This window comes from Pseudoflavonifractor sp. MSJ-30, from assembly GCF_018918045.1.
GTDB lineage: Bacteria > Bacillota > Clostridia > Oscillospirales > Oscillospiraceae > Faecousia.
On sequence record NZ_JAHLPU010000032.1, the window covers coordinates 1 to 21,540 of the forward strand.

Here is a 21,540-nt window from a genome sequence, read left to right on the forward strand (position 1 = left end):
CTCGGTCACTGGCTCGCAATGACATTTCATTTTTTGCTATTTTGACCCATTAAAGTGCCTAGTGAGACAGCCCCTTCTTTTGCATCCGCATATATGGGTCAAAAAAGCAGGGGCGGTTGACAACCGCCCCTGCAGGGAAGATTCTTTTACAGCAAGTCCGGGGAAAACGACTGCGGAAAAGCTGTTCTTACTTCAGACCGGCCTGCTCCAGCAGCGCGGGAATCTTGTCTTCCCAGCCCAGGCTCATGATGTGGACACCCTGGCAGTAGGGCTTGCACTCCCGGATGATCCGGGCGGCGATTTCCACACCGGTGATGCCGGCCTTGGTCTTCTCCTTGTCAGCCTGCAGCTCCTCGATGAGGGCATCGGGAATGTGGACGCCGGCCACGTTCTTGTTCATGAACTTGCACATACCGGCAGACTTGGGAATGATGATGCCCACCTGCACAGGCTTGCCGAATTGCTTGGCCTGCTCCATGAACTTGATGAACTTCTCGGGCTCAAACACAGCCTGGGTCTGGAAGTACTCGGCGCCCGCGGCGACCTTGCGCTCCATCTTTACCAGCTGGGCATCCACGGAGTCAGAGCAGGGGGACACGACAGCGCCCTTGGCAAACTTGGGGGGCTCGCCCACCAGGTCGTTGCCGCCCAGATCCTTGCCGGTCTCCAGCAGGCTTGCGGCGTAAAGAAGGGAGACGGAGTCCAGATCGAACACGGGCTTTGCCTGGGGATGGTCGCCCAGCTTGGTGTGGTCGCCGGTCAGGCACAGGATGTTGTCAATGCCCAGCATGGCGGCGCTCAGCAGATCGGACTGCAGGGCAATGCGGTTCCGGTCCCGGCAGGTCAGCTGGAAGATGGGGTTGAGCCCTGCGTCCTTCAGCACCTTGCAGGTGGCGAGAGAACCCAGCCGCATAACAGAGGACTGGTTATCGGTGACGTTGACGAAGTGGACGCCGGAGAGGTATTTCTTGGCCTCTTCTACCATGCCGTCAATATGAATTCCTTTGGGAGGGCCGACCTCGGCAGTAACTACAAACTCGCCGTTATCAAACAGTTCTGTAATTCTCATAATTCCATACGCTCCTAATTATTCAGATTCTTTGGCGGCTTTGGTAGCCTCGTCTGTATTAAAATCATGGATCTGGGTGGCACATTTCAGAACGTCCAGACGGCCCTGGGCCTTCAGACGCTGAATGATCCGCTCCCAGCCGCACTCCATATCCGGGCAAACCTCACATTTGCCGTTCTTGGTGCCGCCGCAGGGGCCGTTGACCAGGCTCTTGGAGCAGGCGGTAATGGGGCAGATGCCGCCGGTCAGGTTCAAATAGCACTCGCCGCACTGGCCGCAGTCCACTTCCAGAGGGGTAACGCCCTGGAAGCCGGGCAGCTCGATGGTATCGCAGCAGGCGTAAACAGGCTTATCCTCCAGCACCTCGGAAATGGTCTGCACGCCCACACCGCAGGAGAACACCAGAACGGCATCCGCCTCGGCGATTTTGGCCATTGGGCCGCGGAGCCGCAGAGCCAGCTCGTCGGGGTTGCAGACATAGTCGGTGGTCAGAACGCCCACGACCTTGCCTTCTTCCTGAAGTTTTTTCTGCAGAGCCGCGGCTTCCTTTTCGGGAAAGCCGACTTCCTTGCAGCCGTGGCAGTTGATGATGAAGACCTTGCCGGAAGCCAGGGAGCCGATGACCTCTTCAGATTTCAGTTTTGTCATTAACATAAGTGTTCGTCCCCCTTATTTCTTCTTCAGCAAGGGCATGACCAGGCCCTTGGCCGCGTTGATCTTGGATACCAGCGGGATCTTGGAAGAGCAGATGTACTCACAGCACTTGCAGGAGAAGCAGTCCATAACGTTCAGCTTCAGCAGGCCCTCGGCATCGCCCATCTGACCCAGCTTGTAGATCTCCAGGGGCTGCAGCTCCATGGGACATACGTCCACGCAGCGGCCGCACTTGATGCACTCTTTTTCCTCGGTATGGTCGGCGGCAATGGCGATAATGCCGTTGGAGCCCTTGATAATGGGTACATTGGTATCGTGAATGGGAGCGCCCATCATGGGACCGCCCATCTTCAGAACCACATCCTCGCCGGTAACACCGCCGCAGTGGTCGATGATCTCCTGGACGTTGGTGCCCAGCTTGACAATATAGTTGCCGGGGTTCTTGATGTACTCGCCGGTGACGGAGACAACGCGCTCCACCAGAGGCATTCCCTTCTGGATGGCATCGGAGATGGCCTTAGCGGTGGAGGTGTTGGACACCACGCAGCCCACATCGGCGGGCAGCTTGCCGCTGGGTACCTGACGGCCCATGACCTTCTTGATGAGCATCTTTTCAGCGCCCTCGGGGTACTGGGTTTTGGCAGCCACCACACGGATGTTGTCGTAGGGCTTGACCTTCTCTTCCATCAGCGCCACGGCGTCGGGCTTGTTGTCCTCAATGAGGATCACGCCCTCGGGAGCAGAGACGGCCTTCATCATGGCCCGCAGACCGTAGACGATGTCGTCCGCGTACTCCAGCAGCACCCGATGGTCGGCAGTCAGGTAGGGCTCACACTCGGAGCCGTTGATCAGCACGGCATCGATGGGCTTGCCGGGCTTCAGCTTGACGTAGGTGGGGAAGGTTGCGCCGCCCATGCCGACGATGCCCTTCTCCTTGACGATTTCCACGATCTCGTCAGGGGTCAGCTCTTCCAGAGGCTTGTTGGGCTTCACGGACGCATCCAGCGTGTTTTTGCCATCGTTCTTGATGACCACGCTCATGACGCCGGGGCCCTTGTTGGGATGGGTATGGGGTTCTACAGCCAAAACGGTACCGCTGACGCTGGAATGCACAGGCGCGCTGATAAAGCCCGCCTGCTCACCGATCAGCTGACCAACTTTCACTGTATCACCGGCCTGGACCACAGGGTTGGCGGGCGCGCCGATGTGCATGGCCAGAGGAATAATCACAGTGTCCGGCTCGGGGAACTTCCGCAGCGCCAGATGCTCGGTATACTCCTTGTGTTCCACAGGATGGACGCCGCCGTAGAAACCCTCATAGCGCTTGGCCCGGGCTTCGGCAACGTATGCCTTGATCTCATCCACATTGACCTTGGAATAATCCCGCAGCTGGATGGGCTGGTTCAGGAATTCCCGGGTTCTGCCCTGCTTTTCCAGACGCTGATAGATCTTTTCCCAGGCGCAGTCCTTCTTGGGGTCGATCTCGCATTTGCCGTTCTTGGCGCCGCCGCACTGGCCGTTGACCAGACCCTTGGAGCAGTCCACAATGGGGCAGATGCCGCCGGTGACGTTCAGATAGCACTGGGCGCAGGCGCCGCAGGTCTTCTTCGTCAGGGCCATGCCATGATGACCGGTATAGTTCAGGGAATTGGTCGCTGTGAAGACAGGCAGAGCCTCCTTCTCCGCCACGGTCTGCACACCCAGGCCGCAGGAGATCACGATCACGTTCTCCGTCCCCTCGGGGATGATATCGGCCAGCTTCTTCTCCGTCTGCACGCTGTTGCAGAGGAAGTCGATTCTGGCGGTCCCGGTGATGTGCTTTCCCTGGGCATTGGCGAAGTCGGTAAAGGCACCGACTTCCGGCTCTTCCGTCGTGTTAAATTCCTTGAAGCACTTATTGCAGGCAACTACAAAGAAGTGATCCTTTCCGGACAGGAGGTCTCCCAATTCCTTGCTGTCCTTTAACACATACTTGGTATACTCCACCAAATACCACCTTCTTATCGTTTTTATGATCCGCATGCAGGCATACGAACTTATGGTAATTATAGCACATGTGTTATGGGCTTGTCCAGAAGTTCCCGCACTTTTTTCCGCAAACTTCCGCCCTTTTCGAGCATGCGAAAAATGGCTTCCGGAGCGCTTCCGGAAGCCATTGGGTATAATCAGATATATTCCAGCACCCGTTCTTTTTTCTGGATGCTGGGGATGCCGCCGGAGTGCTCCGTGGACAGACTGGCGGCCGCCGCGGCGAAACGGCCGATATAGGCAAGGTTCTCTTCCGTCAGGGTGTTCAGCGGCTTTTCCAGCTCCAGCAGCCTTGCCATGGCGCTGCCGCCGAAGATATCTCCGGCGCCGGTGGTGTCTACCGGCCGCACCTTGGGGCAGGATGCCCGATAGGCAGCCTGACAGTTCTTCAACAGGCAGCCGTCAGGCCCCAGAGTCACCATGGCCAGGCCGACGCCGAATTCCCGCAGAAGCTTTTCCGCGCCCTCTTCCGGCGTGCAGCCCCACAGGAACTCCACCTCATTGTCGCTGATCTTCACAACGTCCGCCTGCTTCAGACTCCAGAGCATCTGCTCTCTTGCCCCATCGGCATTGGGCCACAGGGGCAGCCGCAGATTGGGATCGCAGCTGATGAGCTTTCCATGCTCCTTCGCGTAGGCAACGGCCTTCCGTGTTGCCGTCCGGACCGGTTCGTCTGTCAGACTCAATGTTCCAAAGTGGAAAACCTTTGCCTCATCAATCAGCGCCGTATCCACCTCTTCCCAGGTCAGCCGGGTATCCGCGCCGGGCTTCCGGGCAAAGGAGAAGGAGCGGTCGCCCTGGGCGTCAAAGGTCACAAAGGCAAGGGTCGTAAAAACACTGTCATCCACCCGGATGCCTCGGGTCTCAATTCCCGCCGCGTTCAGGGTGCCCAGCAGAAGATGCCCGAAGGCATCCTCGCCGACCTTGCCAAGAAACGCGGTTTTTTTGCCATAGGCGTTCAGGGCCGCCAGAAAATTGCCCGGTGCGCCGCCGGGGTTGGCCGCCATGGTGGGATACCCCGCGGCATCCGTAGACCTGGCCGCGAAATCAATGAGCAATTCACCCAAAGCTACTACGTCGATCATATTTTCCCCCTTCAATTCTTTGCTGCCGGGTATTCCGTACACAGCAGGCGGTAGGGCGGTTCATCTTCTTCAACGGCAGGGAACCGGCCCATGGGCGGATTGAAGCGGTTGTCATGGGCATCGTCATTGCACTGGCTGACCTCGCCAAGGAGCACGTCTCCCGTGCCGGGCTCCACTTCAAAATCGTGATACAGATACTGCTGGATGTAGATGGATTCGCCGGGGGTCAGACGGATCTGGGTTCCGGCAGGAACCGTGTAGGTCCGGCCGTCCGTATGGACCGTCACATCGCTTTCGTAGTCGATGTCCTCATTCGGCAGGGAGTTATACACCCGGATCAGCACATTTCCGCCGCCCCGGTTGATGATATCCTCTGTCTTATACCAGTGGAAATGGTTGGGAGAATACTGCCCTTCCTTCAAAAACAGCAGTTTTTCAGCATAAACTTTGGGGTATTTCTCCTTCATGGTCTGGCTGCCGTTGCGGATGGTAATCAGGGAAAAGCCGATCTTATCGAAGTTGCCCTGGCCATAGTCCGTAATATCCCATCCCAGACAGCAATCCCGGACCTCATCGTATTCGTGGCCCTTCTCCTGCCACTGCTCCGGGGTGAAATGGCAGAAAGGCGGCAGATAGCAGCTGTACTTTTTACACATAGACTCCAGCTCCCGCAGAGCCTTGTTGATTTCGGAACGCTTCATTGTATTTTCTCCTTTCCAGATGGATCCGCGCGGTTGAAAAAACAGTCGATTTTTTCCGTATCAACAGTATAGCACACTTTCCCGTATTTGGTAAAGTCTGAAAAGCAAAAATTCTTCAAACCCGCTGCCGGATACCTCCTCAAAAAAATTTTGAGGTTGCTCTTGACAAAGCCCGTTTTTCGATGTATCATGCAGGCACAGTTTCACATCCCACCAAATGTGTTGAATCAGAAGAGTAAGATCCCGACCCTGTGTCCAGAGAGCTGCCGGATGGTGCGAGGCAGTTGCAGACCCGATCTGAAAATCCCTGAGGAGCAGCCGGCTGAAAGTTTTCAAGTAAGCCCGGACGCAGGGCAAGCGTTACAGTGCCGCACGTTTAACTGCAAAGGCGACGTGACAGAGGGGCCGAGTTCTCGGCAAGTTGAGTGGTACCGCGGAGCATATGGATTTTTTCTACAGCTTCGTCTCAAGAAATCTTGGGACGTGGCTGTTTTTTTATTCATTTTCGGAAAAGGAGCAAATCGTATGAACACCTACACAAACTGCCTGCCCGCCTGGAGCGTGGGCCCCGACTGCTACAGGGAAGTTTACAATGTGGTCCGCCGTTACGGCAAGACCGCCGCTGTGGTCGGCGGCAAGACCGCCCTCAGCAAGGCTTATGATAAGCTGGTCGCCGCCGTGGAAGGCACCGGTCTGAGCCTGACCCGCCCCGTCTGCTACGGAGGTAATTCCACCTATGAGAACGGCGACATGGTAGCCGCTCTGGAAGAGGTTAAAAACGCCGACATGCTTTTCGCCGTAGGCGGCGGACGGGCCGTGGACACCTGCAAGTATGTGGCCGAAAAGCTGGACAAGCCTCTGTTCACCTTCCCCACCATCGCCTCCAACTGCGCGCCCGTAACCGCCATCGGCGTGTTCTACAACCCGGACGGCAGCTTCAAAGACTATTTCTATCCCTCCCGCTGCCCGCTGCACACCTTCATTGACACCCAGGTCATTGCGGAGGCCCCGGAAAAGCTGCTGTGGGCCGGTATTGGCGACGCGCTGAGCAAGGAATGCGAAGTAGAACTCTGCACCCGGGGCCGTGATCTTCCCCATACGCCCCTCATGGGCCGCACCATGGCAGCCTGCTGCACAGACCCGCTGGTGGAATACGGAAAAAAAGCCCTGGAGGAGTGCCGGGCCAATGTGGCCGGGAACGCCCTGGAGCAGGTTGCCCTGTGCATCATCGTCTCCACCGGCATCGTTTCCAACTTCACGACCACCGCAAATGATTACTATTACAACAGCTCCCTTGCCCACTGCGTCTACTACGGCGCGACGCTGGTGCCCGCCTCCGGACACAACCATCTCCACGGCGAAATCGTCTCTTTTGGTGTGCTGACCCTGCTGACCTACGACAGAAACTTTACCCGCCGGGACGAGCTGCTGGCCTTCAACGCTTCCGTGGGCCTGCCTGTGACCCTTGCCCAGATCGACCTGACAGAGGCTGACCTGCAGACCGTAGCCGACAAGGCCGCCACCGTCCTCGAATGGACCTGCTCGCTTCAGACCTTCACCAGAGAAGCCTTCATGCAGGCCATGCGGGATACCGACGCGGCGGGAAAAAGCTACCTGAGCAATGGACAATTGACAGTTGACAATTGACAATTCAGGCACTTTTTCGGAGCTGATTCAAAATAATTTCATTCGTCCCGCAGGGACACCACAATTGTCAATCGTTCATTGTCAATTGTCAATTCACTTTCTGACACAAAGGAGTTTTCCCGCCATGAATAAAACAAAATCCTCCTGGGCAACCGCCCTGAGCATCGGTTTTACCGCTTTTGCCGCCCATGCCGGCGGCGGCTTCGCCACCGGCAATCAGGCCAACACCAATTTCGTCTCTCTGGGCTGGGTGGGTATTTTCAGCGCAATGCTTGCCATGGTTCTGCTGGCCCTCTCCACACGGGAGGCCCAGCTGCTGTGGAACACCCGGGGATGCAAAAGCTACAAGGATCTGTTTTCCGTTCTGTATCACCCCTATGACAAGCTGCACCTGACCTTTGACATCTTCTATGACATCATGATCCTTATGGTCGTTGCCTCCTGCATCGCCGGTGCCGCCAGTGCCCTGCACCAGTATCTGGGGGTAAACTACTACCTGGGGGCTCTGGCTGTGGGCGTTGTGATCCTGCTGCTGTCCATCTTCGGCGCGGATCTGGTCCGCATGGGCTCCTCCTACATGGGGCTGGCAATTCTGGCCCTGTCTCTGGTGATCTATTTCTACGGCCTGGTCAAGGGCGTAAACCTGTTCGGCTGCCTGAAGGCCGGCTTCGCCGCCGACGGCTTCACCAACGTACCCAAGGCCATTTTCAACGGCGTCAACTACGCCGCCTTCCAATGGGTCACCATCCCCGGCGTTCTGGCCTGCGGCACCGTGCTGAAAACGAAAAAGGACTGCACCCGGGGCATGAACTGCATGCTGCTGTTCAACGTGCTGGGCCTGGGTCTTTCCGTGCTGATGCTCACCGCCTGGAGCGGCTACTTCACCTCCGTCGCCGGCGGCACTACCCTGCCCACCCTGACGGTGCTCATGAGCCTGGATATGAACTGGTTGGTGGTGCTGTACTGCCTGGTGCTGTTCCTGTGCATGATCTCCTCCGGCGTTGTGGTGGTCTTTGGCTTCGTCAACCGGTTTGAAAACGCCAGCTACCTGGGTTTCCTGAAGAACACCCATGTCCGCCGGGGTGTTATCGCCACCACCATCATGGCCGTTTCCATGTTCATCTCCTTCGCCGGGCTGACCAACATCGTCAAATACGGCTATGGCTACTGCGGCTACTGGGCCATTGTCTTCGTCATCGTGCCTCTGCTGACCATTGGCTACAAAAAGAACCGGGATTACCTGAAGGGTCTCCCGGAAGAGGATGAGGCGTTTCCCGCCATCAGCGCAGTGACGGTTTCCATGGACAATTGACAGTTGGGCCGGTTCTGTCCGGAAGCGTTCAAAAAGCTCTCCCTGTCCCGTGCCTTCACCACCATCGTTAGCGATTCATTTGTTTACTCCGCAAACAACGACCCCCATGGCATTCACGAGTCTGCCATGGGGGTTTTGTTTATTCAAACAGTTTGTCGAAGAAACTTCTTCCCTTGGGGGAATTGTTCTTCTCCAGAGAGCCATCCAGCTTGCGCAGGAGCTCCTTCTGCTCTCTTGTGAGCTTTGTGGGGGTCTCCACCACCACGGTGAAGCGCAGATCGCCTCTCCGGCGGCTGTTGCCGATTTCGGGAATACCCTTGTCCCGGATGACGAACTCCTTGCCGGTCTGGGTGCCCTCGGGAATGGTAAAGGGAACATTGCCCTCCAGAGTAGGCACCTGAATCTCGGCGCCCAGTGCCGCCTGCGTGAAGCTGATGGGCACGGCGCAGCGGATGTCGTTGCCGTCCCGGACGAAGGTGTCGTGGGGGCGCACCCGGATCTCCACCAGCAAATCGCCGTTGGGGCCGCCGTTGGCGCCTACGCAGCCCTCACCCCGGACACGGACGGACTGGCCGTTGTCCACACCCGCGGGGATCTTGACCTTGACCCTGTTGTTCTTCCGGACCTTGCCCTTGCCCTTACAGGTAGAACAGGGATTCTTGATGATTTTGCCCCGGCCGCCGCACTGGGAGCAGGTGGTCGTAGACTGCATCTGCATACCCATGAAGCTCTGGGTAACACGCTCCTGGCCCGTGCCGTGGCACCGGGAGCAGGTTTCCACCTGGCCGTCGGCACTGCCTGTGCCGTGACAGGTGGGACAATTTTCAATTCTGGGGGCGGTAATCTCCTTTTCCGTGCCGAACGCCGCTTCCTCAAAGGTCAAATCCAGCCGGGACATGACATTCTCGCCCCGGCGGGGAGAATTCTGAGAAGCGCTGCCGCGGCTGCTGCCGCCGCCGAAGAAATCGCTGAAAATATCGCCGAACCCACCGAAACCACCGAAGTCTCCCGTAAATCCGCCGCCGAAGCCGCCGGCGCCGGGGTTATAGTTGGGGTCCACACCGGCAAAGCCATAGGAATCATACCGGGAACGCTTATCCGCATCGGACAGCACCTCATAGGCCTCGCCCACCTCTTTGAACTTTTCCTCGGCGGTTTTGTCGCCGGGGTTCCGGTCCGGGTGGTACTTCATGGCCAGCTTCCGGTAGGCCTTTTTTATATCATCGGCACTGGCGCTTTTGTCCACGCCAAGCACCTCGTAGTAGTCACGTTTATTGTCTGCCATATCATTCACCTTCATCTTGAAAGAATTGACAATTGACAATTGACAGTTGACAATTATGGGTACTTCCTTCGAAAACAGGAGCAAATCATTTCATCTCGTCCCGAAGGGACACCTCAATTGTCAATTGTTCATTGTCAATTGTCAATTCGTACTCTACCGGCACAAGGGGCGGCGTACCGCCGCCCCTTGTGGGTCAATTGCTTAGTCAACGGTCTCGTAATCCGCGTCAACCACGCCGTCGTCGCCGGGCTTATTGCCGGTCTGGCCGCCCTGGGGCTGACCCTGCTGAGGGCCTGCCTGCTGATACAGCTTCTCGGAGACTGCGTAGAAAGCCTTCTGGACTTCCTCGGTAGCGGCCTTGATGGCTTCTACATCGGTGCCCTTGTTGACTTCCTTCAGATGGTCCACAGCGGCCTGGATCTTTGCCTTCTCGGAGGCATCGATCTTGTCGCCCAGCTCGCCCAGAGTCTTCTCGGTCTGGTAGACCACCTGGTCGGCGGCGTTGTGGGCGTCGACCTCGTCCTTCCGGGCCTTGTCCTCGGCGGCATACTGCTCAGCCTCATGGACAGCCTTATCGATGTCTTCCTTGCTCAGGTTGGTGGATGCGGTGATGGAGATCTGCTGCTCCTTGCCGGTGCCCAGGTCCTTGGCGGAAACCTTCACAATGCCGTTGGCATCGATGTCGAAGGTGACCTCGATCTGAGGCACGCCCCGGGGAGCGGGAGCAATGCCGGTCAGCTGGAAGCGGCCCAGCGTCTTGTTGTAAGCGGCCATCTCACGCTCGCCCTGCAGGACATGGACCTCAACGGAGGTCTGGCCGTCAGCGGCGGTGGAGAAGATCTGGCTCTTGTGGGTAGGAATGGTGGTATTCCGGTCGATCAGCTTGGTGAACACGCCGCCCATAGTCTCAATGCCCAGGGACAGAGGGGTAACATCCAGCAGCAGGATATCCTGCACATCGCCGGTCAGCACGCCGCCCTGAATGGCAGCGCCCACAGCAACGCACTCATCGGGGTTGATGCCCTTGAAGCCTTCGTTGCCGGTGATCTTCTTAACGGCTTCCTGAACAGCAGGAATACGGGTGGAGCCGCCAACCAGCAGAACCTTGTGCAGGTCGGAAGCGGACAGACCGGCGTCGGACATAGCCTGACGGACAGGCTTCATAGTGCGCTCCACCAGATCGGCAGTCAGCTCATTGAACTTAGCCCGGGTCAGGGTCACATCCAGGTGCTTGGGGCCGGTGGCGTCAGCGGTGATATAAGGCAGGTTGATGTTGGTGCTGGTCATGCCGGACAGCTCAATCTTGGCCTTCTCGGCAGCTTCCTTCAGACGCTGCATAGCGACCTTATCGCCGGACAGGTCAATGCCCTCGGCCTTCTTGAATTCGGAAACCAGATAATCCATGATCCGCTGGTCAAAGTCGTCGCCGCCCAGATGGGTGTCACCGGCAGTTGCCAGAACCTCGATAACGCCGTCGCCGATGTCCAGAATGGACACATCGAAGGTACCGCCGCCAAGGTCATAGACCATGATCTTCTGCTCGGATTCCTTATCCAGACCGTAAGCCAGAGCGGCCGCGGTAGGCTCGTTGATGATACGCTTCACATCCAGACCGGCAATCTTACCGGCGTCCTTCGTTGCCTGACGCTGGGCGTCAGAGAAGTAAGCGGGGACGGTGATTACAGCCTCGGTGACGCTCTGGCCCAGATAAGCCTCCGCGTCGGCCTTCAGCTTCTGCAGGATCATAGCGCTGATCTCCTGGGGGGTGTAGCTCTTGCCGTTCAGGGTAACATGGTAATCCTCACCCATGTGACGCTTGATGGAAGAGACGGTGCGCTCAGCGTTGGTAACCGCCTGACGCTTTGCGACCTGACCGACCATACGCTCGCCGGTCTTGGAGAATGCGACCACGGAAGGGGTCGTACGGTTGCCCTCCGCATTGGGGATGACAACGGGTTCGCCGCCCTCAAGAACGGCAACACAGGAATTGGTAGTACCAAGGTCAATACCGATAATCTTAGACATAATGATTTTCCTCCTATATATTCAGCAAAAGAATTTACGTTTTTATGATACATCCGGGGGATTGCCACACCAGTGACACCGGTCACTGGTTCGCAATGACACCCGTTCGATTTAATTCGCAACCTGAACCATTGCGAAGCGGACGATCTTGTCGCCCACCTTAAAGCCCTTCTGGAAGACCTGGGCGATCACATTCTCGCCAAGGCTTTCGTCCTCCGTGTGCATGACCGCATTGTGGAGGTTGGGATCGAAGCTGTCGCCTGCGGCTCCGAAGATTTCCACGCCCAGTCCGGTAAAAATCTTTACCAGCTCGTTCATGGTCAGCTCCACGCCCTTCTTATAGGCGGCATCCTCGGTGGGCTGGTTCAGAGCCCGCTCCAGATTGTCATATATGGGAAGCAGCTTCACGATGGCGTCCGCCTTGCCGTTGCCGTAGGACTGCTCTTTTTCCTTCACGGTACGCTTCCGGAAATTGTCATATTCCGCGGCCAGCCGCAGGAGGCTGTCGTGCTCCGCATTGTACTTTTCTTCAAAGGGATCGGTTTCCGGCTTTTCCGCTTCCGCTGCCTTGGGTTCCTCCTGGGGCGCTTCCACGGTTTCCTCGGGGATCAGTTCCTCTGTGGTCTCGGGCTGCTTCTGTTCATCCTTCTTGGCCACTTCTATACCTCCTTAGATTCTGCGCTTTCCTCATTTGGCTGAGGCAGCTGCTTTGTTTCGGGTTTTGCAAAGGCTTTGGAAAGGCTCTCGGCGAAATAGCTCAGCCGGGCCGTGACCTTTGCGTAATCCATACGGGTGGGGCCGACCACGCCGATCATGCCCTGCATCCCGTCGCCAATATCAAACTTTGTCATGACCACGCTGGTATCCTTCAGCTCCTGTGCCACGTTCTCAGGGCCAACCAGGACCTTCGTTCCGTTTTCGCTCTGCATAATGGCCGGCAGATTGCTGAGGGCATCCTCATCGATGGATTCCAGCACCTTCTGGGCTTTGTCCACATCCCGGTACTCGGGAAGTCCCAGAAGTCTTGCCTGTCCCGCCACAGCTACATTGGTGCTGGCCTGATGGCGAAGCACGTCCGTGGTAAAGTCCACAATCACAGGCACCAGACTGGACGCCTTTCCGGCGGACCGCATGACCTTGTCCAGCAGCGCCGGGGTAAAGCCCTCAGCGGGAAGCTCCGTCATGGCAGCGTTCAGAAGCGCCGCCAGAAGCTTCAGATCCGTCTCTTCCGCGGAGACGGGGAGCTTGATGAGCTTATTGAACACCTGGTCATTACTGAGCATCACCACCAGGATGATGCTGCCCTGACCGGCCTGAATCAGATCATAGCGGGTAACTGTCGCGGTGTCATTGCGGGAGGCAGCAGAGATAGCGGGAAGATCCGTGGCCTGGGATACCAGTTTTGCCACTTTTTCCACCAGCTCATCCACACGCCGGACCTTTTCCTCAATGGCATTGTTGATGGATCTTGTTTCATCCACGCTGAGGCGGTAATCCTGCATCAGTTCATCCACATACAGCCGATAACCCGCGGGGGACGGGATCCGTCCCGCACTGGTATGCGGCTGTTCCAGATAACCCATGGCAGTCAGGTCCGCCATCTCATTGCGGATGGTTGCGGAGGAATAGTTCATGTCCGGCAGCTCCGTGATCGCTTTGGAGCCTACCGGCTCGGCGGTACGGATATAAAGGTCTACTACGCTGCGCAGAACCTTCTTTTTCCGCTCGGTCAATTCCATCTTGTTTCCTCCTTAGCACTCCATCTCTCTGAGTGCTAAGCAAACTATACTACAGAGTGCTAAAAATGTCAAGGGGTTGGGATATGAACTATTTTTGAATTTTACGCGCAAACGCCATCGGCACGGCCAATCGGCTCTCTGTTTCTCCCCGGTCAATTGCGGACGCCGCTGTTCCCCTGACAGTGTATCCAGAATAAACCGCGGAAACGCCGAATTCTGCGGTGCGTGCGGTTCCGGTGATCTCCCGCAAATTCCTGTTGACTTTGTTCTTTGCGAAAGTTATGATAAACAGGAAAACTGCGGCGCGACACGGCATCTGCCGCATATAGAAAGAAGGAGGAACCCTATGAGCAACCTGAATTCCCGTTCCGGCTACAGCAGCCCAACAAAAATCATTTGTCTTGTTTTGGCGGTTCTGACCGTGCTGACCATGTTCCTGCCCTGGATGTCCATAAGCCTGGACACCAAATATGGCAAAATGGATATCAACGGAATCCTGGAAGATGTGCTTGGCAGTTCATTGGAGGACGCCATTGACAGCGTCAAAAATCTGGATGTTGAGGATCTGATCCACAGCTTCTCCGACATCACTGCCGCCCAGCTGCGCGACTTCCGTTCCGCGAAAAAAAGTGCCCTTGCTCTTCTGCGCAGCATCTCCGACGGAAAGCTGTCCCCTGTTGAGACCATGTCCGCTCTGTTCAGCACCGCAAAGGTAATGCGTGTCATGGCCAGGTACGATTCCGGCAGTGAAGACACCTACCGCACCGCCGCGGCCGCGGCAACCGCCGTTGCGCTGGTGTTCCTTGTCCTGATCCTCACAGCCGTTCTCTTCCTGGTACTGACGGTTCTGAACATCCTGCGGGATAAGCGCAAAGGCGGCGTGGCCCCATTGGTTCTCTACAGCGTTCTGTCGGCATTGTACTTCCTGATCATCATCGGTTTGAATGCCGCAATCGCCTCGGAAATCGCCAACAGCTATACGCTCCGGCTGCTGGGCATTGATCGCCTGCGGGTATTCCATTTCACCGTGTATCCCCCACTCGGCATTGGCATGCTGGTAGCCCTTCTTGTACTGCGCGTCAGCGGAAAACCCAAAACCATTCCCTATACCGCCAACGCCGCGCGACAGAACACCGGCAGCTGGGAATGCGCCTGCGGCAACGTCAATTCGGAAACAGAGTCCTGCTGCACCCTCTGCGGAGCCAATAGGCCGTAATTATCAAAGCCGGGCATTTCTCGAAACGCAAAAAACGCATAGGCCGGAACCAGTCAACCGGTCTATGCGTTTCTTTTTCTATTTCAGTTTATTCCTCACAGCCCGCGATGCGTCTCGCAACATGGACGCCGCTGGCGGAGGCGTGGGACAGGGAGTGGGTAATGCCGCTGCCGTCGCCGATGATATACAGGCCGGGATACTTGGTCTCCAGATGCTCATCCACAGCCACTTCCATATTATAGAACTTGACCTCCACACCGTAGAGCAGGGTGTCGTCGTTGGCGGTGCCCGGGGCGATCTTGTCCAGAGCGTAGATCATTTCAATGATGCCGTCCAGGATCCGCTTGGGCAGAACCAGGCTCAGGTCGCCGGGGGTGGCGTTCAGGGTGGGCGTGACGAAGCTCTCCTCCATGCGCTTGGGGGTAGAGCGCTGGCCCCGGATCAGATCGCCGAAGCGCTGGACCATGACGCCGCCGCCCAGCATATTGCTCAGGCGGGCAATGGATTCGCCGTAGCCGTTGGAGTCCTTGAAGGGCTCGGAAAAATGCTTGGCGACCAGAAGGGCGAAATTGGTGTTTTCGGTCTGCTTGGCGGGATCCTCGTAGCTGTGGCCGTTGACGGTGATAATGCCGTTGGTATTCTCATTGACCACGGCGCCCTTGGGGTTCATGCAGAAGGTGCGGACCTTATCCTCATACTTCTGGGTACGGTAGACAATCTTGCTTTCGTACAGCTCATCGGTCAGGTGGGAGAAGACCACCGCGGGCAGCTCCACGCGGACGCCGATGTCCACACGGTTGGACTGGGTGGGGATGTCCATGTCCTTGCAGATCTGCTCCATCCATTTGCTGCCGCTGCGGCCTACAGAGACCACGCAATGCCTGCATGTGTAGCTGGCATCGTCGCAGGAAATCTCATAGCCGCCCTCAATGACAGAGATGCCCCGGACAGGGGTATCAAAGTGGAAGTCCACCTTGTCCTGCAGATAGGCGTACAGATTTTCCAGCACCACATAGTTGATATCCGTTCCCAGATGGCGAACGGAGGCATCCAGCAGATGCAGGTCGTTCTGGATGCAGATGGTCTTGAACTTGGTCCCGGCGGTGGAATAGAGTTTGGTGCCCGCGCCGCCGTAGGCCATGTTGATCTCATCCACATACTTCATGAGATTCAGCGCCCGCTTCTTGCCGATGTACTCGTAGAGGGTGCCGCCAAAGTCATTGGTGATATTGTATTTGCCGTCAGAAAAAGCGCCCGCGCCGCCGAAGCCGCTCATAATGGAGCAGCTCTTGCAGCCGATGCAGCTCTTGATGGTGGTGCCGTTGATGGGGCACTTCCGCTTATTCAGAGGATGGCCTGCCTCAAAGACGCCGATTTTCAGATTGGGATCGCGCAGGGTCAGCTCATAGGCGGAAAAAATGCCGCCGGGACCCGCGCCGATGATCAGGACATCGTAATTCATGGCTTCTTGTCTCCTAATTTGATTCTTCTTTTGCCCGGAAACCGGGCTGTTCCGCTGTCAGGCCATACAAACCCAACATACAGTCTTATTATATCCCCCAGATTTCCATTCGTCAAGACAAAAATTTGCCGCGATTGCGGCAAAAAATGACAGCCAGGGGAGGCCCCTGGCTGTCATTCCTCCATTCTCAATTGTCAATTTGCTTTGCGCCCTGGAACTCCACATGGAGCGGCAGGATCTCCCAGCTGCGTTCGGTGATCTTGGGCAGCTTTTCCCGCAGGATACCGGAGAGCCTGGGGTTTCTGGTCATGACAAGCAAGGTAGGACCCGCGCCGGAGAGGCAGAAGGCCGCGCCGGTGGTGCGGACCAGTGCCTCAATCTTCTCGTAATCCGGAATCAGCTTTTTCCGATAATTCTGGTGAAGCCGATCCTGCATGGCGCTGCGCAGCAGCTTTTCGTCTCCAAGCTCCAGTGCCTTCAGCACCATGGCGCCGTGGGAGATATTATAGATGGCATCTGCCCGGGACACCTGCTCCGGCAGCACGGAACGGGCCAGAGATGTGGCCAGGTTGAAGTCCGGCACAAGGGCCAGGAATTCCCAACCGGGATGCAGGGGGAAGCTGACCGTGACCGGCAGGCCGCTGTCCACCATGGAGGCCGTCAGGCCGCCGTAAAAGGCCGGTGCCAGGTTGTCCGGGTGGCCTTCCATGGCGTTGGTGATGTTCAGCAGGCCCTGGGTGCTGAGCTTATTGCCCCGCAGCACATTTGCGCCCATGGCGCCCGCCACCAGCAGAGCGGCAGAGGACCCCAGGCCTCTGCAGATGGGGATATGGGCATCGATGTGGATCTTTACGCCCCGGACCTCCTCGCTGAGAGAGGCCAGCACGGCGCAGTAAGAGGTATAGGCCAGGTTGTCGGGCCCTGTAAATGCCTCGTCGCAGCCGGTAATCTCCAGCCCTTCCTCCGTTTCTTCGAAGGTCACATCGGTGTACAGGCTCAGCGCGCAGCCGAAAGCATCAAACCCGGGTCCCAGGTTGGCCGTGGTAGCCGGCACGCGGATGGTTACTTGGTTCTTCATCTTTCTGTCTCCTTTTACAGGTGCGGGAAGAGATTAATTGACAATTGACAATGAACAATTGACAATTATGGTGCCCCTTCCGGGACAAATTTAGTTTTTTGAATTATTTCCGGAGGAAACTCCTTAATTGTCAACTGTCAATTGTCAATTTCTTACTACCGTCCCAGCACGAACTCCAGCATCTTCTCTTTCGGAATGACCCCCGTATGCCGTTCGGGCTTTTCCCGGAGAGCGGCGAGGTTTGCCGGGATGGGTACGCCGGTCAGTGCCCGCAGGCGTTCCATGCGGTCGTATTCGCTGCCGGAAGTATCGCCCCCGATGGCAGTGAGGACGGCGGTGGAGAATTTGTAAGGGGAGGCGGTGGAGAGGACGACCATGGGGTTTTCGCCCTTCTGCCGCTCCGCCACGGCCCAGCCACAGGCGGTATGGGGATCCATAAGGTAACCGTGGTCCCGATAAACCTTCCCGATATAGTTCTCCGCCCGGGCGTCATCGCAATACCCGGCGGCGAATTCCGCCTGAATGGCAGCAAGGAGGCTGTCCGGCACCTTGTAAAAGCCCTGTTCGTTCAGGTCCTTCATGAGTCCTGCCACCAGCGCCGTGTCTCCGGACAGCAGATACAGCAGCCGCTCCAGGTTGGAGGACACCAGAATATCCATGGAGGGAGAGGTGGTCTTCAGCAGAGGACGGCGGCGGTCATAGACGCCGGTGGTCAGGAAGTCCGTCAGCACATTGTTGGCATTGGAGGCACAGATGAGCTTGCCCACAGGCAGACCCAGCCTCTTGGCCAGATAGCCCGCCAGTATATCCCCGAAATTGCCGGTGGGAACGGAGAAATCCACTTTGTCTCCCAGCGCAATGGTCTTCCGTGCCAGAAGATCCGCGTAGGAGCGGAAATAGTACATGATCTGCGGCGCCAGACGTCCGATATTGATGGAGTTCGCGGAGGACAGCAGGAAGGGCAGCCGCTTTCCCTGACAGGCAGCAAAAATGTTCTTCACGCCGGTCTGCGCATCGTCGAAGTTGCCCTCTACGGCACAGACATGGACATTGCTTCCCTCCTGGGTCACCATCTGCGCCCGCTGGACCTGGGAGACGCCGCCGTAGGGGTAGAACACACAGATGCTCACCCCGGGCACATCCCGGAACCCCACCAGAGCCGCCTTGCCCGTATCGCCGGAGGTTGCCGTCAGAATGCGGATTTCTTCCGCGATGCCCTTCTCCTTTTTCGCGGCGGTCAGCAGCTGTGGCAGCATGCTCAGTGCCACATCCTTAAAGGCGGACGTGGGCCCCCGGAACAGCTCCAGCACCTGAAAATCTCCGACAGGGACCGTAGGTGTCAGATCTTCCGTCTCGAATTTTCCTGTATAGGCGTTTTTCACCAGGGTATCCATATCGGGAATGTCCGGCAGCAGGGCCTTCAGAATTTCCGCGGACATCTGCTGGGCGGAAAGTGTCAGGCAACGCTGCCAGTCAAAGGCCGGAATGGCCTCCGGCATATACAGCCCACCGTCCGGCGCCAGACCGGACAGCACAGCCTGGGCGCTGTCAACAGCCGGGGATAACCCCCGGGTAGAAATATAATCCATAAAGGTTCCCTCCTACAGGTTGAATTGCACAAAAAGCCCCGAAAGTCAGGGGGCGCAATTGCGGTTTGTTTCAATTGCAATTTGGGCAGGTATATGATATACTGGCAGTTATAAAAAAGCAAGTGTTTTTCCCACACAAACTAATCATAAAAACAGAGCCGCAATTTGTGAAAAGAGAGTAGGTAGAGAGAAGAATGCAGATCGGACTTTTGGGCTTCGGCACTGTGGGCCGGGGCGTTTATGAGATCATCGCGGGCCGGGAGGATATAGCCATCGCACGGGTGCTGTGCCGCCGGGATCTGGAGCTGCCGGATGCCGCCGTGACCCATAACTTTGAGGATATCCTGAACGACCCGAAAATTGACACCGTGGTGGAGGCCATCGGCGGCCTGCACCCCGCTTATGAATATGTCCGCAGCGCCATTCTGGCGGGAAAGAACGTGGCCACCGCGAACAAGGCCCTGATTGCCACTTGCTTTGACGAGCTGATCCCCCTGGCGCGGGAAAAGGGCGTTTTTTTGCGCTGCACCGCCTCCGTCGGCGGCGGCATCGGCTGGCTTTCCGAACTGGAGCGGGCACGGCGCATTGAGACCATCCATCATGTAGGCGGCATTATGAACGGCACCTGCAACTACATTCTGGACTCCATGACCCGGCTGAAGCTGGGCTACAGCGAGGCGCTGAAGCAGGCTCAGGCCTTGGGCTACGCCGAGGCAGACCCCACCACGGATGTGGAGGGAATCGATACCTGGCACAAGCTCATCGTCTCCGCCAACATCGGCTTTGGTGTCAGTCTGGATATTTCCGAGGTTCCCGCCGCGGGTATTTCCCGGATCGGCGCGGAGGATGTGGCCAATTTCAGCGCAAACGGTCTGGTGTGCAAGCTGGTATCCACGGCGGACTGCCTGTCCGGCAATTATTCCGCTTATGTGCAGCCCACGCTGTACCCTCTGGGCCAGCCGGAGGCAGCAGTGCCCGCAAACTACAACCTCATTACGCTGGAGGGCAACATTTCCGGCCGCCAGAGCTTCTTCGGTCAGGGTGCGGGCAGGTATCCCACCGCATACAATGTGGTGCAGGACTGCGTGGACTTCCTCCATGGCAAGGGCTTCTATACGGCTCCCGGCCGCAAAGTCGCCATAGACAACAGTGTAAAACTGCGCTATTATGTCCGTACAGCCCAGGAGGACCTGTGGCTCAAGGAAAACACGGAAAAGCACTGGGCCGGTGCGGTTGTGACGAAGCCCGTTGAGGTCAGCGTCATGCACCAGTGGCTGAAAGCCCACCCGGACGCCTTCATGGCGGCGTTTGCGTGAAAGAAGGTCAAATATGAAAGTAGTCAAATTCGGCGGCTCCTCCATGGCGGATGCCGGGCAATATCGGAAGATCCGGGATATCCTTCTGGCGGACCCGGAGCGGAAGGTGGTGGTGGTCTCCGCCGCCGGAAAGCGGAGTAAGCAGGACCACAAAATCACGGATCTGCTGTACCTGTGCTATGCCCACACCCAATATGGCGTGGACTGCTCCGGGGTTTTTGAAATGATCACCTCCCGGTATCGGGAGATTGCCCGGGATCTGGATCTCTCCATTGATCTGGAACCGGAGTTTGCCGCTCTGAAGGCCAAGCTGGACAACAAATCCGTCACCCAGGACGAACTTGCCAGCCGGGGCGAATATTTCTCTGCCCGGCTTATGGCGGATTATCTGGGCTTTAAGTTCGTGGACGCCGCCGACTGGGTCCACTTCCGCTTTGACGGCACCGTGGATCAGGAGAGCAGCTATGAGGCCCTGCGCAATCAGGTAGACGGCATCGGCGTCGTCATTCCCGGCTTCTACGGCCAGCTGCCCGATGGTAAGATCAAGACCTTTACAAGAGGCGGCAGCGATATCACCGGCGCCCTTGCCGCCGCTGCACTGGACGCGGACGTCTATGAAAACTGGACGGACGTTTCCGGCATTCTGATGGCGGACCCCCGGATTGTGGAAAATCCCCAGACCATCCCGGAAGTCACCTATGACGAACTGCGGGAGCTGAGCTATTCCGGCGCCCAGGTGCTCCACGAGGGCACCATCTTCCCCGTGCGGGAGAAAAACATCCCCCTGAATATCCGCAACACCAACGCCCCCCAGGACCCGGGCACCATGATTCAGGAGCGGTTCGAGGGCAATTCCGATCCCCACCGGTTCATCACCGGCATTACCGGCAAAAAGGACTTCACCATCATCGCCCTGACCAAGCGTGGCATGAGCAATGAGGTGGGCGTACTGCGCAAAGTGCTGACGGTTCTGGAGCGGCATAACATCTCCGTGGACTATGTGCCCAACGGCATTGACAATGTGTCTGTGGTAATGCCTACGGAGTCCATCGCCTCCAGCCTGTACACCATTTTGGGAGAGATTCAGAAGGAAGTGGAGCCGGACAGCCTGACCGTCCACGATCAGATTGCCGTTGTAGCCGCCGTAGGCCGCAAGATGGCCTTCCGGCCCGGCGTTTCCGGCCAGATTTTTGCCGCCCTTGGCCAGGCCGGCATCAACATCCGTATGATCAACCAGGGCCCGGATGAGCTGAATATTATCTTCGGCGTGGATAACCGGGATTTCTCCGACGCCATTCGGGTACTGTACAATAGCTTTGTAAAGTAAAAGGAGG

The 21,540-nt window shown here is 57.3% G+C and carries 17 protein-coding genes and 1 other annotated feature; of the genes, 5 read left to right on the forward strand and 12 right to left on the reverse strand.

All coding sequences use genetic code 11. The features are described 5' to 3' along the window. Positions 1-187: 187 nt before the first annotated feature. The 5 genes from KQI10_RS04955 to KQI10_RS04975 all read right to left on the reverse strand — a co-directional run bounded on the left by KQI10_RS04955 (position 188) and on the right by KQI10_RS04975 (position 5,537). Positions 188-1,069 carry a methylenetetrahydrofolate reductase gene (locus KQI10_RS04955; RefSeq protein WP_216566307.1) on the reverse strand — a complete coding sequence of 294 codons (882 nt, stop codon included), beginning with the start codon at positions 1,067-1,069 and terminating at the stop codon, positions 188-190. An 18-nt stretch (positions 1,070-1,087) separates the two neighbouring features. After that, positions 1,088-1,723, reverse strand: a complete 636-nt coding sequence (locus KQI10_RS04960) for a methylenetetrahydrofolate reductase C-terminal domain-containing protein (protein ID WP_216566308.1) — start codon at positions 1,721-1,723, stop codon at positions 1,088-1,090. A 15-nt stretch (positions 1,724-1,738) separates the two neighbouring features. Beyond that, entirely contained in the window at positions 1,739-3,709 is a 1,971-nt protein-coding gene (gene rsxC, locus KQI10_RS04965) for an electron transport complex subunit RsxC (RefSeq protein ID WP_371818361.1), read from the reverse strand. A gap of 179 nt (positions 3,710-3,888) precedes the next feature. Then, positions 3,889-4,836: a carbohydrate kinase gene (locus KQI10_RS04970; protein WP_216566310.1), complete on the reverse strand. Its 948-nt coding sequence runs from the start codon at positions 4,834-4,836 to the stop codon at positions 3,889-3,891. A gap of 11 nt (positions 4,837-4,847) precedes the next feature. Next, entirely contained in the window at positions 4,848-5,537 is a 690-nt protein-coding gene (locus KQI10_RS04975; RefSeq protein ID WP_216566311.1) for a D-lyxose/D-mannose family sugar isomerase, read from the reverse strand. A 213-nt stretch (positions 5,538-5,750) separates the two neighbouring features. Next, positions 5,751-6,009, forward strand: a binding site (T-box leader). A gap of 53 nt (positions 6,010-6,062) precedes the next feature. Here KQI10_RS04975 and KQI10_RS04980 point away from each other — a divergent pair. Then, positions 6,063-7,184: an iron-containing alcohol dehydrogenase family protein gene (locus KQI10_RS04980; RefSeq protein ID WP_216566312.1), complete on the forward strand. Its 1,122-nt coding sequence runs from the start codon at positions 6,063-6,065 to the stop codon at positions 7,182-7,184. Positions 7,185-7,308: 124 nt separating this feature from the next. Then, positions 7,309-8,496 (forward strand): hypothetical protein, encoded by a 1,188-nt coding sequence (locus tag KQI10_RS04985; protein ID WP_216566313.1) that lies wholly within the window; start codon positions 7,309-7,311, stop codon positions 8,494-8,496. A gap of 139 nt (positions 8,497-8,635) precedes the next feature. On the opposite strand, the gene dnaJ is transcribed toward KQI10_RS04985, so the two are convergent. The 4 genes from dnaJ to hrcA form a co-directional block, all read right to left on the reverse strand. Next, positions 8,636-9,781 carry a molecular chaperone DnaJ gene (dnaJ, locus tag KQI10_RS04990; protein ID WP_216566314.1) on the reverse strand — a complete coding sequence of 382 codons (1,146 nt, stop codon included), beginning with the start codon at positions 9,779-9,781 and terminating at the stop codon, positions 8,636-8,638. 201 nt (positions 9,782-9,982) lie between these two features. Then, positions 9,983-11,806, reverse strand: coding sequence for a molecular chaperone DnaK (gene dnaK, locus KQI10_RS04995; RefSeq protein WP_216566315.1), 1,824 nt, complete (start codon positions 11,804-11,806; stop codon positions 9,983-9,985). A gap of 111 nt (positions 11,807-11,917) precedes the next feature. Continuing rightward, positions 11,918-12,463 carry a nucleotide exchange factor GrpE gene (gene grpE / locus KQI10_RS05000; RefSeq protein WP_216566316.1) on the reverse strand — a complete coding sequence of 182 codons (546 nt, stop codon included), beginning with the start codon at positions 12,461-12,463 and terminating at the stop codon, positions 11,918-11,920. Positions 12,464-12,465: 2 nt separating this feature from the next. Further along, complete coding sequence (hrcA, locus tag KQI10_RS05005) at positions 12,466-13,545, reverse strand: heat-inducible transcriptional repressor HrcA (RefSeq protein ID WP_216566317.1); 1,080 nt, start codon at positions 13,543-13,545, stop codon at positions 12,466-12,468. Positions 13,546-13,891: 346 nt separating this feature from the next. Between hrcA and KQI10_RS05010 the strand changes: the two genes are divergently transcribed. After that, positions 13,892-14,761, forward strand: coding sequence for a hypothetical protein (locus KQI10_RS05010; RefSeq protein WP_216566318.1), 870 nt, complete (start codon positions 13,892-13,894; stop codon positions 14,759-14,761). A gap of 88 nt (positions 14,762-14,849) precedes the next feature. Here the strand turns inward: KQI10_RS05010 and KQI10_RS05015 are convergent, their stop codons facing one another. The 3 genes from KQI10_RS05015 to thrC all read right to left on the reverse strand — a co-directional run bounded on the left by KQI10_RS05015 (position 14,850) and on the right by thrC (position 18,890). Continuing rightward, complete coding sequence (locus tag KQI10_RS05015) at positions 14,850-16,223, reverse strand: NAD(P)/FAD-dependent oxidoreductase (protein WP_216566319.1); 1,374 nt, start codon at positions 16,221-16,223, stop codon at positions 14,850-14,852. A gap of 187 nt (positions 16,224-16,410) precedes the next feature. Next, on the reverse strand, positions 16,411-17,301 hold the full coding sequence (gene thrB / locus KQI10_RS05020) for a homoserine kinase (RefSeq protein ID WP_216566320.1): 891 nt from the start codon (positions 17,299-17,301) through the stop codon (positions 16,411-16,413). A gap of 155 nt (positions 17,302-17,456) precedes the next feature. Further along, positions 17,457-18,890 carry a threonine synthase gene (thrC, locus tag KQI10_RS05025; protein ID WP_216566321.1) on the reverse strand — a complete coding sequence of 478 codons (1,434 nt, stop codon included), beginning with the start codon at positions 18,888-18,890 and terminating at the stop codon, positions 17,457-17,459. A 194-nt stretch (positions 18,891-19,084) separates the two neighbouring features. Here thrC and KQI10_RS05030 point away from each other — a divergent pair, with 194 nt between their 5' ends. Both KQI10_RS05030 and KQI10_RS05035 read left to right on the forward strand, forming a co-directional pair. Continuing rightward, positions 19,085-20,206 (forward strand): homoserine dehydrogenase, encoded by a 1,122-nt coding sequence (locus KQI10_RS05030; RefSeq protein WP_216566322.1) that lies wholly within the window; start codon positions 19,085-19,087, stop codon positions 20,204-20,206. 13 nt (positions 20,207-20,219) lie between these two features. Continuing rightward, positions 20,220-21,533 (forward strand): aspartate kinase, encoded by a 1,314-nt coding sequence (locus KQI10_RS05035; RefSeq protein ID WP_216566323.1) that lies wholly within the window; start codon positions 20,220-20,222, stop codon positions 21,531-21,533. Positions 21,534-21,540 lie beyond the last annotated feature (7 nt).

Excerpts from the sequence above, each read along its gene's own strand:
- KQI10_RS05030 (WP_216566322.1), top strand. The coding sequence starts at position 19,085 with ATGCAGATCGGACTTTTGGGCTTCGGCACTGTGGGCCGGGGCGTTTAT.
- thrC (WP_216566321.1), bottom strand. The coding sequence starts at position 18,890 with ATGGATTATATTTCTACCCGGGGGTTATCCCCGGCTGTTGACAGCGCC.
- KQI10_RS05015 (WP_216566319.1), bottom strand. The coding sequence starts at position 16,223 with ATGAATTACGATGTCCTGATCATCGGCGCGGGTCCCGGCGGCATTTTT.
- KQI10_RS04980 (WP_216566312.1), top strand. The coding sequence starts at position 6,063 with ATGAACACCTACACAAACTGCCTGCCCGCCTGGAGCGTGGGCCCCGAC.
- KQI10_RS04955 (WP_216566307.1), bottom strand. The coding sequence starts at position 1,069 with ATGAGAATTACAGAACTGTTTGATAACGGCGAGTTTGTAGTTACTGCC.
- dnaK (WP_216566315.1), bottom strand. The coding sequence starts at position 11,806 with ATGTCTAAGATTATCGGTATTGACCTTGGTACTACCAATTCCTGTGTT.
- KQI10_RS04970 (WP_216566310.1), bottom strand. The coding sequence starts at position 4,836 with ATGATCGACGTAGTAGCTTTGGGTGAATTGCTCATTGATTTCGCGGCC.
- KQI10_RS05010 (WP_216566318.1), top strand. The coding sequence starts at position 13,892 with ATGAGCAACCTGAATTCCCGTTCCGGCTACAGCAGCCCAACAAAAATC.
- hrcA (WP_216566317.1), bottom strand. The coding sequence starts at position 13,545 with ATGGAATTGACCGAGCGGAAAAAGAAGGTTCTGCGCAGCGTAGTAGAC.
- KQI10_RS04985 (WP_216566313.1), top strand. The coding sequence starts at position 7,309 with ATGAATAAAACAAAATCCTCCTGGGCAACCGCCCTGAGCATCGGTTTT.
- dnaJ (WP_216566314.1), bottom strand. The coding sequence starts at position 9,781 with ATGGCAGACAATAAACGTGACTACTACGAGGTGCTTGGCGTGGACAAA.
- KQI10_RS04975 (WP_216566311.1), bottom strand. The coding sequence starts at position 5,537 with ATGAAGCGTTCCGAAATCAACAAGGCTCTGCGGGAGCTGGAGTCTATG.
- KQI10_RS05035 (WP_216566323.1), top strand. The coding sequence starts at position 20,220 with ATGAAAGTAGTCAAATTCGGCGGCTCCTCCATGGCGGATGCCGGGCAA.
- thrB (WP_216566320.1), bottom strand. The coding sequence starts at position 17,301 with ATGAAGAACCAAGTAACCATCCGCGTGCCGGCTACCACGGCCAACCTG.
- KQI10_RS04960 (WP_216566308.1), bottom strand. The coding sequence starts at position 1,723 with ATGTTAATGACAAAACTGAAATCTGAAGAGGTCATCGGCTCCCTGGCT.